Below are 14,914 nucleotides of genomic sequence, written 5' to 3' on the forward strand. Positions count from 1 at the left end.
TCGACTAGTCTGATGTCCCACCCGATCAAACGGGTGGGGGCCCGAACAGGGCTATGAAACGATTTGTTTTACCGCTTTAAAATCTAAAAAACCTAAACCATACGACGTAAAAGTCGGGAGGAAAGATGGAAACTGTAGTTGGTCTAACCGCTATCGCTGTTGCACTGTTGATCGGCCTGGGCGCACTGGGTACCGCAATTGGTTTCGGCCTGTTGGGCGGCAAGTTCCTGGAAGGCGCAGCGCGTCAGCCAGAAATGGTTCCAATGCTGCAAGTTAAAATGTTCATCGTTGCCGGTCTGCTCGACGCCGTAACCATGATCGGTGTTGGTATCGCTCTGTTCTTCACCTTCGCGAACCCATTCGTTGGTCAACTCGCTGGCTAATCACTCGAACCTTCGAGTGATTGGTTTGATGTGCAACGAACGAGCGAGGTGTTGGCGTGAACATTAATGCAACCCTGATTGGCCAGTCCGTTGCGTTCTTCATTTTTGTACTGTTTTGCATGAAGTTCGTGTGGCCTCCGGTCATCGCGGCTTTGCACGAACGTCAGAAGAAGATCGCGGATGGACTGGACGCTGCCGCCCGAGCAGCTCGCGACCTGGAGTTGGCCCAAGATAAAGCGGGTCAACAACTGCGCGAAGCTAAGGCTCAGGCAGCTGAAATCATTGAGCAAGCCAAGAAACGCGGTAATCAGATCGTTGAAGAGGCTGTTGAAAAAGCCCGTATCGACGCTGACCGTGTGAAGGTTCAGGCTCAGGCCGAGATCGAGCAGGAACTGAACAGTGTCAAAGACGCGCTGCGTGCCCAACTGGGTGCACTGGCCGTTGGCGGCGCCGAGAAGATCCTGGGTGCCACAATCGATCAAAACGCGCACGCGGAGCTGGTAAACAAACTGGCTGCTGAAATTTAAGCGAGGGCGATCATGGCAGAATTGACCACGTTGGCCCGACCTTACGCTAAGGCAGCCTTCGAGCACGCCCAGGCCCACCAGCAACTGGCCTCTTGGTCAGCCATGCTCGGCCTGGCTGCAGCAGTGTCGCAAGACGACACCATGCAGCGCGTGCTCAAGGCCCCGCGACTGACGAGCGCAGACAAGGCCGCCACGTTTATTGACGTGTGCGGCGACAAGTTTGATGCCAAGGCACAGAACTTCATCAACGTCGTTGCCGAAAACGACCGTCTCCCGCTGTTGCCGGAGATATCCGCTCTGTTCGACCTGTACAAGGCCGAACAAGAGAAGTCGGTAGACGTTGAAGTGACCAGTGCTTTTGCATTGAACCAAGAACAGCAAGACAAACTCGCCAAGGTTCTCAGTGCACGACTCAACCGGGAAGTGCGCCTGCAAGTCGAGGAAGACAAATCCCTTATTGGGGGCATTGTCATCCGCGCCGGCGACCTGGTTATCGATGGCTCGGTTCGCGGCAAACTCGCGAGCCTTGCCGAAGCATTGAAATCTTGAGTTTGAAGGGGCAGCAGAGCAATGCAGCAACTCAATCCTTCCGAAATAAGTGAAATTATCAAGGGCCGCATCGACAAGCTCGATGTGACCTCCCAAGCCCGTAACGAAGGCACTGTCGTCAGCGTATCTGACGGTATCGTGCGGATTCACGGTCTGGCCGACGTAATGTACGGCGAGATGATCGAGTTTCCGGGCGGCGTCTTCGGTATGGCCCTCAACCTGGAGCAAGACTCTGTAGGTGCCGTTGTATTGGGCGCATACCAGACTCTGGCTGAAGGCATGAGCGCCAAGTGCACCGGCCGCATCCTCGAAGTTCCGGTTGGTAAGGAACTGCTGGGTCGCGTAGTCGACGCACTGGGTAACCCAGTTGACGGCAAAGGTCCGCTGAACAACACCGAGACCGACGCGGTCGAGAAAGTTGCTCCAGGCGTGATCTGGCGTAAGTCGGTAGACCAGCCTGTACAGACTGGCTACAAGGCTGTCGATGCCATGATCCCTGTCGGCCGTGGCCAGCGTGAGCTGATCATCGGTGACCGTCAGATCGGTAAAACCGCTCTGGCGATCGACGCGATCATCAACCAGAAAAACAGCGGCATTTTCTGCGTCTACGTAGCGATCGGTCAGAAACAATCGACCATCGCCAACGTGGTTCGCAAGCTGGAAGAAAACGGCGCACTGGCTAACACCATCGTCGTGGCAGCGAGCGCTTCGGAATCTGCAGCACTGCAATTCCTGGCACCGTACTCCGGTTGCACCATGGGTGAATTCTTCCGCGACCGCGGTGAAGACGCGCTGATCGTTTATGACGATCTGTCCAAGCAAGCAGTGGCTTACCGCCAGATTTCCCTGCTGCTGCGCCGTCCACCAGGCCGTGAAGCTTACCCAGGCGACGTGTTCTATCTCCACTCCCGTCTGCTGGAGCGCGCATCCCGCGTTTCGGAAGAATACGTAGAGAAGTTCACCAACGGCGCAGTGACCGGCAAAACCGGTTCCCTGACCGCACTGCCGATCATTGAAACCCAGGCTGGCGACGTTTCCGCGTTCGTTCCGACCAACGTGATTTCCATCACCGACGGTCAGATCTTCCTGGAATCGGCCATGTTCAACTCCGGGATCCGTCCTGCTGTGAACGCCGGTGTTTCGGTATCCCGTGTGGGTGGTGCCGCTCAGACCAAGATCATCAAGAAGCTCTCCGGTGGTATCCGTACCGCTCTGGCTCAGTACCGTGAACTGGCGGCATTCGCCCAGTTCGCTTCTGACCTGGACGAAGCGACCCGTAAGCAACTTGAGCATGGTCAGCGCGTTACCGAGCTGATGAAGCAGAAGCAATACGCACCAATGTCGATCGCTGACATGGCGCTGTCGCTGTATGCCGCTGAGCGTGGGTTCCTGACTGACGTTGAAATCGCCAAGATCGGCAGCTTCGAACAAGCGCTGATTGCTTTCTTCAACCGCGATCACGCCGAATTGATGGCGAAGATCAACGTGAAGGGTGACTTCAATGACGAAATCGACGCTGGCATGAAAGCCGGTATCGAGAAGTTCAAGGCCACCCAAACCTGGTAAGCCGCAGCGGGAGCCGCAAGGCTCCCGCTTGCTAACCTGATAGGTGTTACATGGCAGGCGCAAAAGAGATTCGCAGTAAGATTGCGAGCATCAAAAGCACGCAAAAGATTACCAGCGCCATGGAAAAAGTGGCGGTCAGTAAAATGCGCAAGGCACAAATGCGCATGGCTGCTAGCCGTCCTTACGCGGAGCGCATCCGCCAGGTTATTGGCCATTTGGCCAACGCTAACCCGGAATATCGCCACCCATTCATGATCGACCGTGAAGTAAAGCGTGTTGGTTATGTCGTGGTGAGCAGTGACCGTGGTCTGTGTGGTGGCTTGAACACCAACCTGTTCAAGGCTCTGGTCAAGGACATGGCGGTAAACCGCGAAAACGGCGTCGAGATTGATCTGTGTGTTGTTGGTAGCAAGGGTGCGGCTTTCTTCCGCAACTTCGGCGGTAACGTCGTAGCAGCTATCAGCCACCTGGGTGAAGAGCCGTCGATCAATGACCTGATCGGCAGCGTCAAGGTGATGCTGGATGCCTACCTGGACGGCCGTATTGACCGCCTGTCCGTGGTGTCCAACAAGTTCATCAACACCATGACGCAAACGCCTACCGTGGAGCAGTTGATTCCACTGGTGGCAACCCCGGATCAAGGACTCAAGCACCACTGGGATTATCTGTACGAACCGGACGCCAAAGAGCTGCTTGACGGCTTGATGGTCCGTTACGTGGAGTCGCAGGTCTACCAGGCGGTGGTCGAGAACAACGCGGCTGAACAAGCTGCGCGGATGATCGCGATGAAGAACGCTACCGACAACGCCGGTGATTTGATCAGCGATTTGCAGCTGGTCTACAACAAGGCGCGTCAGGCTGCGATCACCCAAGAGATCTCGGAAATCGTCGGCGGCGCTGCCGCGGTTTAACGGTTCAAATATTCAGAGGATCCAGCTATGAGTAGCGGACGTATCGTTCAAATCATCGGCGCCGTTATCGACGTGGAATTCCCACGCGACAGCGTACCGAGCATCTACAACGCTTTGAGTGTAAAAAGCGATGCAGGCACCACTCTCGAAGTTCAGCAGCAGCTGGGCGACGGCGTGGTTCGTACCATTGCGATGGGTTCCACCGAGGGCTTGAAGCGCGGTCTGGAAGTCACCGACTCTGGCGCAGCCATCTCCGTACCGGTCGGTAAAGCGACTCTGGGCCGGATCATGGACGTACTGGGCAACCCGATCGACGAAGCTGGTCCGATCGCCACCGAAGAGCGCTGGGGCATTCACCGTCCTGCGCCAACCTTCGCTGAGCAAGCGGGCGGCAACGACCTGCTGGAAACCGGCATCAAGGTTATCGACCTGGTTTGCCCGTTCGCCAAGGGTGGTAAAGTTGGTCTGTTCGGTGGTGCCGGTGTAGGCAAAACCGTAAACATGATGGAACTGATCCGTAACATCGCCATCGAGCACAGCGGTTATTCCGTGTTCGCCGGTGTGGGTGAGCGTACTCGTGAGGGTAACGACTTCTACCACGAGATGAAGGACTCCAACGTTCTGGACAAAGTGGCACTGGTTTACGGTCAGATGAACGAGCCGCCGGGTAACCGTCTGCGCGTAGCACTGACCGGCCTGACCATGGCCGAGAAGTTCCGTGACGAAGGTAACGACGTTCTGCTGTTCGTCGACAACATCTATCGTTACACCCTGGCCGGTACTGAAGTATCCGCACTGCTGGGCCGTATGCCTTCCGCAGTAGGTTACCAGCCGACCCTGGCCGAAGAGATGGGTACTCTGCAAGAGCGTATCACTTCGACCAAAAACGGTTCGATCACCTCGATCCAAGCGGTATACGTACCTGCGGATGACTTGACTGACCCGTCGCCAGCGACCACCTTCGCCCACTTGGACGCCACCGTCGTTCTGTCCCGTGACATCGCTTCCCTGGGTATCTACCCAGCGGTCGATCCACTCGACTCGACTTCGCGCCAGCTGGACCCGAACGTAATCGGCCAGGACCACTACGATACCGCTCGCGGTGTACAGTACGTTCTGCAGCGTTACAAAGAACTGAAGGACATCATTGCGATCCTGGGTATGGACGAGCTGTCGGAAGCCGACAAGCAGTTGGTAAACCGTGCTCGTAAGATCCAGCGCTTCTTGTCGCAGCCGTTCTTCGTGGCTGAAGTCTTCACCGGTGCCTCGGGTAAATACGTTTCCCTGAAAGACACCATTGCTGGCTTCAAAGGCATCCTCAACGGTGACTACGACCACCTGCCAGAACAAGCGTTCTACATGGTCGGCGGCATCGAAGAAGCGATCGAGAAAGCCAAGAAACTGTAATCCCGGCGCCCGGCAACGGGCGCTAATTTAGGTTGAGGCAATCAGATGGCTATGACAGTCCATTGCGATATCGTCAGCGCGGAAGGAGAAATCTTTTCCGGCCTGGTCGAGATGGTGATTGCGCACGGTGCACTGGGTGATCTTGGTATCGCCCTGGGCCACGCGCCGCTGATCACTAATCTCAAGCCTGGCCCGATCCGCCTGGTCAAGCAGGGCGGGGAAGAGGAGGTGTATTACATCTCCGGTGGTTTCCTCGAGGTTCAGCCGAACATGGTCAAGGTTCTTGCCGACACCGTGCAACGAGCTGCCGACCTGGACGAAGCCTCCGCTCAGGAAGCCGTTAAGGCTGCCGAGAAGGCCTTGCATGAGCGGGGCGCGGAATTCGATTACGGTTCTGCTGCCGCACGTCTGGCCGAGGCTGCAGCTCAGCTGCGCACCGTCCAGCAGATCCGCAAGAAGTTTGGCCACTAACAGGCCATCACTTGTTGCGCGATTGATTAAAAAGGGTAGCCTCGGCTACCCTTTTTTCTTTTCCGATTTTCATAACCTGGTCGCAGCCGCTGACCATCCAGGATTGGTAGCCAGTCATGTCTCTTGAAATTGTTATCCTCGCTGCCGGCCAAGGCACTCGCATGCGTTCGGCACTGCCGAAAGTCCTGCATCCGATTGCCGGCAACTCGATGCTTGGCCATGTTATCCACAGCGCGCGGCAACTTGATCCACAGCGCATCCACGTGGTGATTGGCCATGGTGCCGACGCCGTACGTGAGCGACTGGCAGCCGATGATCTGAATTTCGTCCTGCAGGACAAACAGCTGGGTACTGGCCACGCGGTTGCTCAGGCAGTGCCGTTCATTGAGTCCGACACCGTCCTGATTCTTTACGGCGACGTGCCGTTGATCGAAGTCGAGACCCTTCAGCGTTTGCTCAAGCAGGTTGCGCCGCAGCAATTGGGTTTGCTGACCGTTCAGCTGGATGATCCAACCGGCTATGGCCGCATCGTTCGTGATGCTGCCGGCAAGGTGACGGCTATCGTCGAGCAGAAAGACGCCAACGAAGCCGAGCGTGCGATCACTGAAGGCAACACCGGTATTCTCGCGCTGCCGTTCGCGCAACTGGGCGGCTGGATGAGCCGTCTCTCCAACAACAACGCCCAGGGCGAGTACTACCTGACTGACGTGATTGCCATGGCAGTCAGCGATGGTCTGGTGGTGGCGACCGAGCAGCCTCACGATGCGATGGAAGTGCAGGGCGCCAATGATCGCAAGCAGCTTTCCGAGCTCGAGCGTCATTATCAACTGCGCGCGGGTCGTCGTTTGATGGCCCAGGGCGTGACCCTGCGCGACCCGGCACGTTTCGATGTCCGCGGTGACATCACTGTTGGTCGCGATGTGCTGATCGACATCAACGTGATTCTCGAAGGCAAGGTTGTCATCGAAGATGACGTGGTGATCGGCCCGAACTGCGTGATCAAGGACAGCACTTTGCGCAAAGGTGTGGTGATCAAGGCGAACAGCCATATCGAAGGCGCGATCATGGGTGAAGGCAGTGATGCCGGTCCATTCGCGCGCCTGCGTCCCGGCTCCGTGCTGGAGGCTCGCGCGCATGTGGGTAACTTTGTCGAGCTGAAAAACGCTCACATGGGTGAAGGCGCGAAGGCTGGTCACTTGGCGTATCTGGGCGATGCCGAGATTGGCGCCCGCACCAACATCGGTGCGGGCACTATCACGTGCAACTATGACGGTGCCAACAAGTGGAAAACCGTGTTGGGTGAGGATGTGTTCATCGGTTCCAACAACTCGTTGGTGGCGCCTGTGGATATCTCTAGCGGTGCGACCACTGCGGCCGGATCGACCATCACGCAGAATGTGGATAAAGAGCAACTGGCCGTCGGACGTGCACGCCAGAAGAATATCGATGGCTGGAAACGGCCAGTGAAAATCAAGAAAAGCTGAGTTATCCACAGGCGTCTGCGGTGTTCGTTAGATCGCCTTCGCGGGCAAGCCTCGCTCCTACAGATAAAGTCGTACACATTATGTGGATTGACTACGATCCCGTAGGAGCGAGCGGTGCGGCGATCCGACTTGCCCGCGAAGCTTTTATCCACAGACCTTTTTATCGCCTCGCGCTTGACGAAGTTTCGCCAATAGGTTTTGATTGCTTCCGTTATCTTTCGAATCGAAACTTACCAGGTCATGTCGAAGCGCAATACACCTCAACGCCGTCACAATATCCTCGCCTTGCTCAATGAGCAGGGCGAAGTCAGTGTTGATGAACTGGCCAAGCGCTTCGAAACCTCGGAAGTTACGATTCGCAAGGACTTGGCGGCGCTCGAAAGCAATGGTCTTTTGTTGCGCCGGTATGGCGGTGCGATCACCATGCCTCAGGAACTGGTCGCCGATATCGGGCAACCGGTTTCCAGGTACAAACAGGCGATCGCCCGCGCTGCCGTTGCGCGGATCCGCGAGCATGCCCGGATCATCATCGACAGCGGCAGCACCACGGCAGCGATGATTCCGGAACTCGGTCAACAGCCGGGCCTGGTGGTGATGACCAACTCGCTTCATGTCGCCAACGCCTTGAGTGAACTCGAGCATGAGCCGGTGCTGCTGATGACCGGTGGTACCTGGGACCCGCATTCCGAGTCTTTCCAGGGGCAGGTCGCCGAGCAAGTGCTGCGCTCCTACGATTTCGATCAGTTGTTCATCGGTGCCGACGGCATCGACCTGGTGCGCGGTACCACCACCTTCAATGAATTGCTGGGACTCAGCCGCGTCATGGCGGATGTTGCCCGTGAAGTGATCGTGATGGTGGAGTCCGACAAGATAGGCCGCAAGATTCCCAACCTGGAGCTGCCATGGAGCAGCGTCCATACCCTAATTACCGATGATCGCCTGCCGCTGGAGGCACGCGATCAGATACAAGCCCGCGGTATCACGCTGATATGCGCGGCTGTCAGTCAGGAGAAATAGCATGTGTGGAATTGTCGGTGCAGTCGCAGAACGTAACATCACTGCCATCCTCCTCGAAGGCCTCAAGCGCCTGGAATACCGTGGCTATGACAGCGCCGGTGTGGCGGTCTATACCAATGACCAACAGCTCGAGCGCATGCGTCGTCCGGGTAAAGTCAGCGAGCTGGAACTGGCGCTCGAAGCCGAGCCGCTGGCCGGTCGCCTGGGCATCGCCCACACTCGCTGGGCCACTCACGGTGCGCCGTGCGAGCGCAACGCTCACCCGCATTTCTCTGGTGATCTGGCGGTGGTGCACAACGGCATTATCGAGAACTACGAAGCCCTGCGCGAACAACTCAAGGCATTGGGTTACGTGTTCACATCGGACACCGACACTGAAGTCATCGCCCACCTGCTGAACCACAAACTCAAAGATCTGAACGACCTGACCGTGGCCCTCAAGGCCACCGTTAAAGAGTTGCACGGTGCTTACGGCCTGGCCGTGATCAGCGCTCGGCAACCGGATCGTCTGCTCGCCGCTCGCAGTGGCAGCCCGTTGGTGATCGGCCTTGGCCTGGGTGAAAACTTCCTCGCTTCCGACCAATTGGCCCTGCGCCAGGTCACTGACCGCTTCATGTACCTGGAAGAAGGCGATATCGCCGAAATTCGTCGCGATAGCGTGCAGATCTGGGACGTTAGTGGCAAGGTTGTCGAGCGTCAAACCGTGCAGTACCGTGACGGTGCCGACGTGGCTGATAAGGGCGAGTTCCGCCACTTCATGCTCAAGGAAATCCACGAACAACCGGCTGTGGTGCAGCGTACCCTCGAGGGTCGTCTGAGCCCGGACGGTGTGTTGGTGCAAGCTTTCGGCCCACAGGCTGCCGAGCTGTTCGCCAAAGTGCGCAACGTGCAGATCGTCGCCTGCGGCACCAGCTACCACGCCGGCATGGTCGCCCGTTACTGGCTGGAAGAGCTGGCCGGCATCCCGTGCCAGGTCGAAGTCGCCAGTGAATTCCGCTATCGCAAAGTCGTGGTGCAGCCCGACACCCTGTTCGTGACCATTTCCCAGTCCGGCGAAACCGCCGACACCCTGGCCGCGCTGCGCAACGCCAAGGAGCTGGGCTTCCTCGCCAGCCTGGCGATCTGCAACGTCGGCATCAGCTCGCTGGTGCGTGAGTCCGACCTGACCTTGCTGACCCAGGCCGGCCGCGAAATCGGCGTGGCCTCGACCAAAGCCTTCACCACTCAGTTGGTTGGCCTGCTGTTGCTGACGCTGTCCCTCGGTCAAGTGCGCGGCACCCTGGCCAAAGGCGTCGAAGCCACCCTGGTCGAAGAACTGCGTCGCCTGCCTACCCGTCTGGGCGAAGCCCTGGCCATGGACAGCACGGTGGAGAAAATCGCCGAGCTGTTCGCCGAGAAACACCACACCCTGTTCCTCGGTCGTGGCGCGCAATTCCCGGTAGCGATGGAAGGAGCCCTGAAACTTAAGGAAATCTCCTACATCCACGCTGAAGCCTACCCGGCCGGCGAACTGAAACACGGCCCGTTGGCGCTTGTGGATAACGACATGCCGGTCGTGACCGTGGCGCCCAACAACGAACTGCTGGAGAAGTTGAAGTCCAACCTCCAGGAAGTGCGCGCCCGTGGCGGCCAACTGATCGTCTTTGCAGACGAACAGGCCGGCATGACCAACGGCGAAGGCACCCACGTTGTGCACATGCCGCACATCCACGACATCCTGTCGCCGATCCTCTACACCATCCCGCTGCAGTTGCTGTCGTACTACGTCGCGGTGTTGAAAGGCACAGACGTTGACCAGCCGCGCAACCTGGCGAAGTCAGTCACCGTGGAATAAGTTATCCACAGCTGAATCGAGGGGCAGGGCTCCTGTTGTTCACAGGACCTTGCCCCTTTTACATTCAGCTCAGAATTTTTCCTCTATCAATCGCAGTGGATAATTCGGCTCTCGATAGCTGCCTGGTTTCTGGCGTTTGGGCAACTTCACGGGCTCCCTCGGAACATCCTTATAAGGAATGCGGCTGAGCAGGTCGGTGATGATGTTCAGGCGAGCCCGTCGCTTGTCATTGGAGTTGGCCACGAACCAGGGGGCATGTTCGGTGTCGGTCATCTTGAACATGTCGTCACGGGCGCGTGAATAGTCGTACCAGCGGCTGTATGACTTGAGATCCATGCCGGTGAGCTTCCAGATTTTGCGTCCATCCTTGATGCGTGCCTGAAGACGTCGTGTCTGTTCCTCTTGGCTGACCTCCAGCCAATATTTGATCAGGATGACGCCCGAATCGACGATTGCGCGTTCCACCAACGGAATCGACTTCAGGAAACGGTCGACCTGCTCCTGGGTGCAGAACCCCATCACGCGTTCAACGCCCGCACGGTTGTACCAACTGCGATCGAAGATCACCACTTCGCCAGCCGCCGGCAGATGCGGCAGGTACCGCTGGACATACATCTGGGTTTTCTCACGTTCGGTCGGCGCGCTCAACGCCACCACCCGAAAGATGCGCGGGCTCACCCGTTCAGTCAGGGCCTTGATTGTCCCTCCCTTGCCGGCACCGTCGCGGCCCTCGAAAACAATGCACACCTTGATCCCTTTTTGCCGTACCCACTCCTGCAACTTGACGGTTTCGACGTGCAGTCGGCGCAGTTCTTCCAGGTAGTCCTTGTTAGTCATCTTCGAGCTGTCGGCAGCGTTCTGCTTAAGCGGGCGCTTCTTATCCTTTGCCATAATCAAGACCTCGCAAATTCCCGGTTATGTCAGACTAGATTGTTTTGAACGCCGTATTGGATTCGCAGCCTGACGGTAGCGATTATCTGAGTAGAGGACATACCCAGTGGACCGATTCCAGGAAATGCAGGTCTTCGCCGCCGTCGCCCAGGACCAAGGTTTCTCGGCTGCGGCGCGGCGTTTGGGCCTGTCGGCGGCCAGTGTTACCCGTGCCGTGGCCGCGCTGGAAAAACGCATTGGTGCACGGTTGCTGACGCGCACCACCCGCAGCGTGCATTTGAGCGAGGCGGGTCAGCGGTATCTCGAAGACTGCAGGAGGATTCTTGCCGAGGTGCAGGAAGCGGAGGATTCAGCTGCGGGCAGTCATGCCGAACCCCGTGGGCAACTGACGATCACCGCGCCAGTGTTATTTGGCGAGTTGTTCGTTACGCCGGTAATGGTGAGTTATCTGAAGCAGTTTCCTGAAGTCTGCATCAACGGCTTGCTGGTCGATCGGGTAGTGAGCATGGTCGAGGAGGGGATTGATGTGGCTGTGCGCATCGGTGAATTGCCCGACAGCAACCAGCACGCGATCCGCGTCGGCGAAGTACGGCGGGTGATTTGCGCTGCTCCGCCATTTCTGGAGACGCAGGGCAGGCCGGTGCATCCTCAGGATCTGGCGCGTGCACCGGTTATTTCGACGTCCGCTATTGGTCAGCTTAAAAGCTGGCTTTTTCAGGATGCGCGCGAGCCACTCAGCGTGCGGGTTGAATCGCGATTGGTGGTGACGGCGAATCAGGCAGCCATTACGGCTGCGTGTCTCGGGCTGGGATTCACCCGTGTCCTGTCTTATCAAGTCGCCAGTAAAGTCGCTTCCGGCGAACTGGAAATCGTATTGGCTGACTTCGAACTGCCGCCATTGCCCATCCATGTGGTGTATCAGGGCGGCCGCAATGCGCCGGCCCGGATTCGCAGTTTTGTCGACTTCACGGTGAAAGCGCTGCGCGAACACCCGGCCTTGCAGGGCTGAGGGTTATTGCACTGGCTGAAATAATTGATTGCGTTTGCTGGTTATTCTGTTGTTTTGGTTGGGGGTGGAAGATGGCTCCCATCGGCGCTGATCGTTTCAGAACGGCGCCACCACCCAGCGGAGTCGACCATGCAAGCGATCAAACTCTACAACTTCCCACGTTCCGGCCATGCTCACCGTGTGGAGCTGATGTTATCCCTGCTACAACTGCCGACCGAGCTGATCCTGGTCGATATGGCCAAGGGTGCGCACAAACAGCCGGATTACCTGGCGATCAACCCGTTCGGACAGGTCCCTGCCATCGACGATCAAGGCGTGGTGCTGGCCGATTCCAACGCAATTCTGGTTTACCTGGCGAAAAAATACGGTAACGGTCGCTGGCTGCCAGACGACCCGCTCGGCGCCGCCAAGGTTCAACGCTGGTTGTCAGTGGCGGCTGGACCGATTGCCTTTGGCCCGGGCCGGGCCCGGCTGATCACGGTGTTTGGCGCGCCTTACAGGGCTGAAGAGACGATCGCTTACGCCCACGTCTGGCTCAAACTGATCGATCAGGAACTGGCGGATACGGTTTACCTGACCGGCAGCGAACCGACCATTGCCGACGTGGCCGCCTACAGTTACATCGCCCACGCACCGGAAGGCAACGTGTCGCTCGAGGACTACGCCAACGTGCGAGCCTGGCTGGCGCGCATCGAAGCCTTGCCAGGGTTTGTCGGCATGCCGCGCACCGTCGCCGGCCTGCAAAAAACTGCCTGATACCTGCGGCCCGGCATTGTCGGGCCGTTCACACTGCGCCTGGCGCGCACGGGAGAAGCCGTAATGGACCAGTCACCTTGGCACGCGGGCGAAAAACAGTTGCAGGCACACGTCGGTGTTGCCCAGCGAATGGAGGAGTTGGGTCGTAGGGTGGTTCGCACTGAGATGCCGGACCAACACCGCAAATTCTATGAGCAACTGCCGTTCATGCTGTACGGCGCAGTGGACATCGACGGCAATCCTTGGGCGAGCATTCTTGAGGGGCAACCGGGCTTCGCTCATTCGCCCCAGCCAGGTGCGCTGCAATTCAACAGCTTGCCGGGGGCGGATGACCCGGCGCAATTGACTGATGGCGCGGCGATCGGCTTGTTGGGGATCGAACTGCACACGCGGCGGCGCAACCGCCTCAATGGTCGCGTCGGCGCCGTGACGGCGAATGGCTTCGGCGTAACGGTCGAACAGTCCTTCGGCAACTGCCCGCAATACATTCAATTGCGGCAGTTTCGTTCGGTGCCGCTGGCGGATCCCTCGACGCGCATCGCGCAGCACCTGGGCGCTCTGGATGACGCTGCCAAAGCCATGATTGCCGACGCCGATACCTTCTTCGTCGCCAGTTATGTGGATGTCGACGGTCGGCGCTCAGTGGACGTTTCCCACCGTGGCGGTCAGGCCGGTTTCGTACACGTAGAAGGTAATCGTCTGACCATCCCGGACTTCGCCGGCAATCTGTTCTTCAATACCCTGGGCAACCTGTTGATCAATCCACGGGCGGGTTTGCTGTTCATCGATTTCAACTCCGGTGACCTGCTGCACCTCAGCGGTCGTACCGAAATCATTCTTGAAGGCCCCCAAGTCGAAGCCTTTCAAGGCGCCGAGCGTCTGTGGACATTCGAGGTGGAGCAGGTGGTGCGTCGGCCCGCAGCACTGGCTCTGCGCTGGCGCTTCGACGGCGTATCGCCCACCAGTTTGCTGACGGGCAACTGGGAGCAGGCCAACGCACGCCTGCAAGCCCGGGCGCTGGGTGATCTTTGGCGGCCGCTGCGGGTGGTTCGCATCGAAGCGGAAAGCCACAACATCCGCTCGATCTATCTGGAGCCCGCCGATGGCGCCGGGTTGCCGCTGTTTCAAGCGGGGCAGCATCTACCGCTGCGGTTCAACATTGGCGGCGAGGTGCATATCCGCACCTACAGCCTGTCGAGCGCGCCGTCCGATGACTTTTTCCGCATCAGCGTGAAGCGAGAAGGGCGGGTGTCTTCGCATCTGCATGAGCAGGTTCGTGTCGGTGATCTGCTGGAAGCCCGCGCGCCGCAAGGGCACTTCACCGTGGCAACCCATGAACGTCGGCCGCTGGTGTTGTTGGCCGCCGGCGTAGGCATTACGCCTTTGCTGTCGATGGTGCGGGAGGTGGTGTATCAAGGCCTGCGCACCCGGCACATTCGGCCTACATGGTTTTTCCAGAGTTCGCGCACGCTGGCTGATCAACCGTTTCGCTCCGAGCTGGATCGTTTGCTGGATGACGCCGGTGATTCGGTGCGGGTGCTGCGTCTGCTCAGTCAGCCGGAGGCCGATGCTCACGAGGGTGAGGACTTTGACCTGACCGGACGGATAGACGCCGCGTTGCTGAAGAACATCCTTGAAGTGGAGGACTACGATCAGCTCGATTTTGTACTCTGCGGGCCGGGCAGTTTTACTCAAGGGCTGTACGACAGCCTGCGGGAACTGGACATCCGTGACAGCAGGATTCACGCCGAGACCTTCGGCCCGTCGACCTTGCGTCGCCGGCCGGACCCCGACGCGGTGGTCATCGAGCAACCGTCCGCCGCGACCACGTCAGTGCCGGTGGTGTTCGAGCGTTCGGCCAAAGAAGCTCGCTGGCAACCCGACGGCGGCAGTTTGCTGGAGTTGGCGGAAAGCCGCGGTTTGCGCCCGGAATTCAGTTGCCGCGGCGGTTCCTGCGGGACCTGTAAGACTCGCCTGATCAGCGGTCAGGTGAATTATCCACAGCCACCAGCGGAAGTGCCGGAAGTAGGACATGTCCTGATTTGTTGTGCGATTCCGGCGCAGGGCTCGCAGCCTTTGGTGCTCGACCTGTAGCATCTGACGCGGCGT

General features: G+C 58.4%; 14 protein-coding genes. 13 read left to right on the forward strand and 1 reads right to left on the reverse strand.

All coding sequences use genetic code 11. From position 1 onward, the window contains the following. The first annotated feature begins 125 nt into the window (after positions 1–125). The 10 genes from atpE to glmS all read left to right on the forward strand — a co-directional run bounded on the left by atpE (position 126) and on the right by glmS (position 10,149). Positions 126–383, forward strand: coding sequence for a F0F1 ATP synthase subunit C (gene atpE / locus IB245_RS17350; RefSeq protein WP_002555987.1), 258 nt, complete (start codon positions 126–128; stop codon positions 381–383). 56 nt (positions 384–439) lie between these two features. Then, complete coding sequence (locus IB245_RS17355; RefSeq protein WP_008027535.1) at positions 440–910, forward strand: F0F1 ATP synthase subunit B; 471 nt, start codon at positions 440–442, stop codon at positions 908–910. 12 nt (positions 911–922) lie between these two features. Continuing rightward, positions 923–1,459, forward strand: a complete 537-nt coding sequence (locus tag IB245_RS17360) for a F0F1 ATP synthase subunit delta (RefSeq protein WP_008027533.1) — start codon at positions 923–925, stop codon at positions 1,457–1,459. 21 nt (positions 1,460–1,480) lie between these two features. Beyond that, positions 1,481–3,025, forward strand: coding sequence for a F0F1 ATP synthase subunit alpha (atpA, locus tag IB245_RS17365; protein WP_008041439.1), 1,545 nt, complete (start codon positions 1,481–1,483; stop codon positions 3,023–3,025). 50 nt (positions 3,026–3,075) lie between these two features. Next, positions 3,076–3,936 carry a F0F1 ATP synthase subunit gamma gene (gene atpG, locus IB245_RS17370; RefSeq protein WP_008027528.1) on the forward strand — a complete coding sequence of 287 codons (861 nt, stop codon included), beginning with the start codon at positions 3,076–3,078 and terminating at the stop codon, positions 3,934–3,936. Between the two features lie 27 nt (positions 3,937–3,963). Continuing rightward, positions 3,964–5,343, forward strand: coding sequence for a F0F1 ATP synthase subunit beta (atpD, locus tag IB245_RS17375; protein WP_008027526.1), 1,380 nt, complete (start codon positions 3,964–3,966; stop codon positions 5,341–5,343). 45 nt (positions 5,344–5,388) lie between these two features. Beyond that, on the forward strand, positions 5,389–5,814 hold the full coding sequence (locus IB245_RS17380) for a F0F1 ATP synthase subunit epsilon (RefSeq protein ID WP_007969909.1): 426 nt from the start codon (positions 5,389–5,391) through the stop codon (positions 5,812–5,814). 116 nt (positions 5,815–5,930) lie between these two features. Next, positions 5,931–7,298 (forward strand): bifunctional UDP-N-acetylglucosamine diphosphorylase/glucosamine-1-phosphate N-acetyltransferase GlmU, encoded by a 1,368-nt coding sequence (gene glmU, locus IB245_RS17385; protein ID WP_192228149.1) that lies wholly within the window; start codon positions 5,931–5,933, stop codon positions 7,296–7,298. 240 nt (positions 7,299–7,538) lie between these two features. Beyond that, positions 7,539–8,315 (forward strand): DeoR family transcriptional regulator, encoded by a 777-nt coding sequence (locus IB245_RS17390; RefSeq protein ID WP_008027522.1) that lies wholly within the window; start codon positions 7,539–7,541, stop codon positions 8,313–8,315. Position 8,316: 1 nt separating this feature from the next. Beyond that, positions 8,317–10,149, forward strand: a complete 1,833-nt coding sequence (gene glmS, locus IB245_RS17395) for a glutamine--fructose-6-phosphate transaminase (isomerizing) (protein WP_008041429.1) — start codon at positions 8,317–8,319, stop codon at positions 10,147–10,149. A gap of 69 nt (positions 10,150–10,218) precedes the next feature. Here the strand turns inward: glmS and ppk2 are convergent, their stop codons facing one another. Beyond that, the gene (gene ppk2 / locus IB245_RS17400) at positions 10,219–11,040 is read right to left on the reverse strand and encodes a polyphosphate kinase 2 (RefSeq protein ID WP_192228150.1); all 822 of its coding nucleotides are present in this window, start codon (positions 11,038–11,040) and stop codon (positions 10,219–10,221) included. A 106-nt stretch (positions 11,041–11,146) separates the two neighbouring features. Here ppk2 and IB245_RS17405 point away from each other — a divergent pair, with 106 nt between their 5' ends. From IB245_RS17405 to IB245_RS17415, 3 genes are all read left to right on the forward strand, one after another. Next, positions 11,147–12,049: a LysR family transcriptional regulator gene (locus tag IB245_RS17405; protein WP_192228151.1), complete on the forward strand. Its 903-nt coding sequence runs from the start codon at positions 11,147–11,149 to the stop codon at positions 12,047–12,049. Positions 12,050–12,178: 129 nt separating this feature from the next. Beyond that, positions 12,179–12,805, forward strand: coding sequence for a glutathione S-transferase family protein (locus tag IB245_RS17410; protein WP_008041372.1), 627 nt, complete (start codon positions 12,179–12,181; stop codon positions 12,803–12,805). Between the two features lie 63 nt (positions 12,806–12,868). Further along, a complete protein-coding gene (locus tag IB245_RS17415; protein ID WP_192228152.1) occupies positions 12,869–14,899 on the forward strand; it encodes a pyridoxamine 5'-phosphate oxidase family protein in 2,031 nt (676 codons plus the stop codon). Positions 14,900–14,914: the final 15 nt, after the last annotated feature.

Origin of the sequence: Pseudomonas sp. PDM02 (assembly GCF_014852285.1) — a bacterium.
Taxonomy (GTDB): Bacteria; Pseudomonadota; Gammaproteobacteria; order Pseudomonadales; family Pseudomonadaceae; genus Aquipseudomonas; species Aquipseudomonas migulae.

Excerpts from the sequence above, each read along its gene's own strand:
- atpE (WP_002555987.1), top strand. The coding sequence starts at position 126 with ATGGAAACTGTAGTTGGTCTAACCGCTATCGCTGTTGCACTGTTGATC.
- IB245_RS17360 (WP_008027533.1), top strand. The coding sequence starts at position 923 with ATGGCAGAATTGACCACGTTGGCCCGACCTTACGCTAAGGCAGCCTTC.
- atpA (WP_008041439.1), top strand. The coding sequence starts at position 1,481 with ATGCAGCAACTCAATCCTTCCGAAATAAGTGAAATTATCAAGGGCCGC.
- atpG (WP_008027528.1), top strand. The coding sequence starts at position 3,076 with ATGGCAGGCGCAAAAGAGATTCGCAGTAAGATTGCGAGCATCAAAAGC.
- atpD (WP_008027526.1), top strand. The coding sequence starts at position 3,964 with ATGAGTAGCGGACGTATCGTTCAAATCATCGGCGCCGTTATCGACGTG.
- IB245_RS17380 (WP_007969909.1), top strand. The coding sequence starts at position 5,389 with ATGGCTATGACAGTCCATTGCGATATCGTCAGCGCGGAAGGAGAAATC.
- glmU (WP_192228149.1), top strand. The coding sequence starts at position 5,931 with ATGTCTCTTGAAATTGTTATCCTCGCTGCCGGCCAAGGCACTCGCATG.
- IB245_RS17390 (WP_008027522.1), top strand. The coding sequence starts at position 7,539 with ATGTCGAAGCGCAATACACCTCAACGCCGTCACAATATCCTCGCCTTG.
- glmS (WP_008041429.1), top strand. The coding sequence starts at position 8,317 with ATGTGTGGAATTGTCGGTGCAGTCGCAGAACGTAACATCACTGCCATC.
- ppk2 (WP_192228150.1), bottom strand. The coding sequence starts at position 11,040 with ATGGCAAAGGATAAGAAGCGCCCGCTTAAGCAGAACGCTGCCGACAGC.
- IB245_RS17410 (WP_008041372.1), top strand. The coding sequence starts at position 12,179 with ATGCAAGCGATCAAACTCTACAACTTCCCACGTTCCGGCCATGCTCAC.
- IB245_RS17415 (WP_192228152.1), top strand. The coding sequence starts at position 12,869 with ATGGACCAGTCACCTTGGCACGCGGGCGAAAAACAGTTGCAGGCACAC.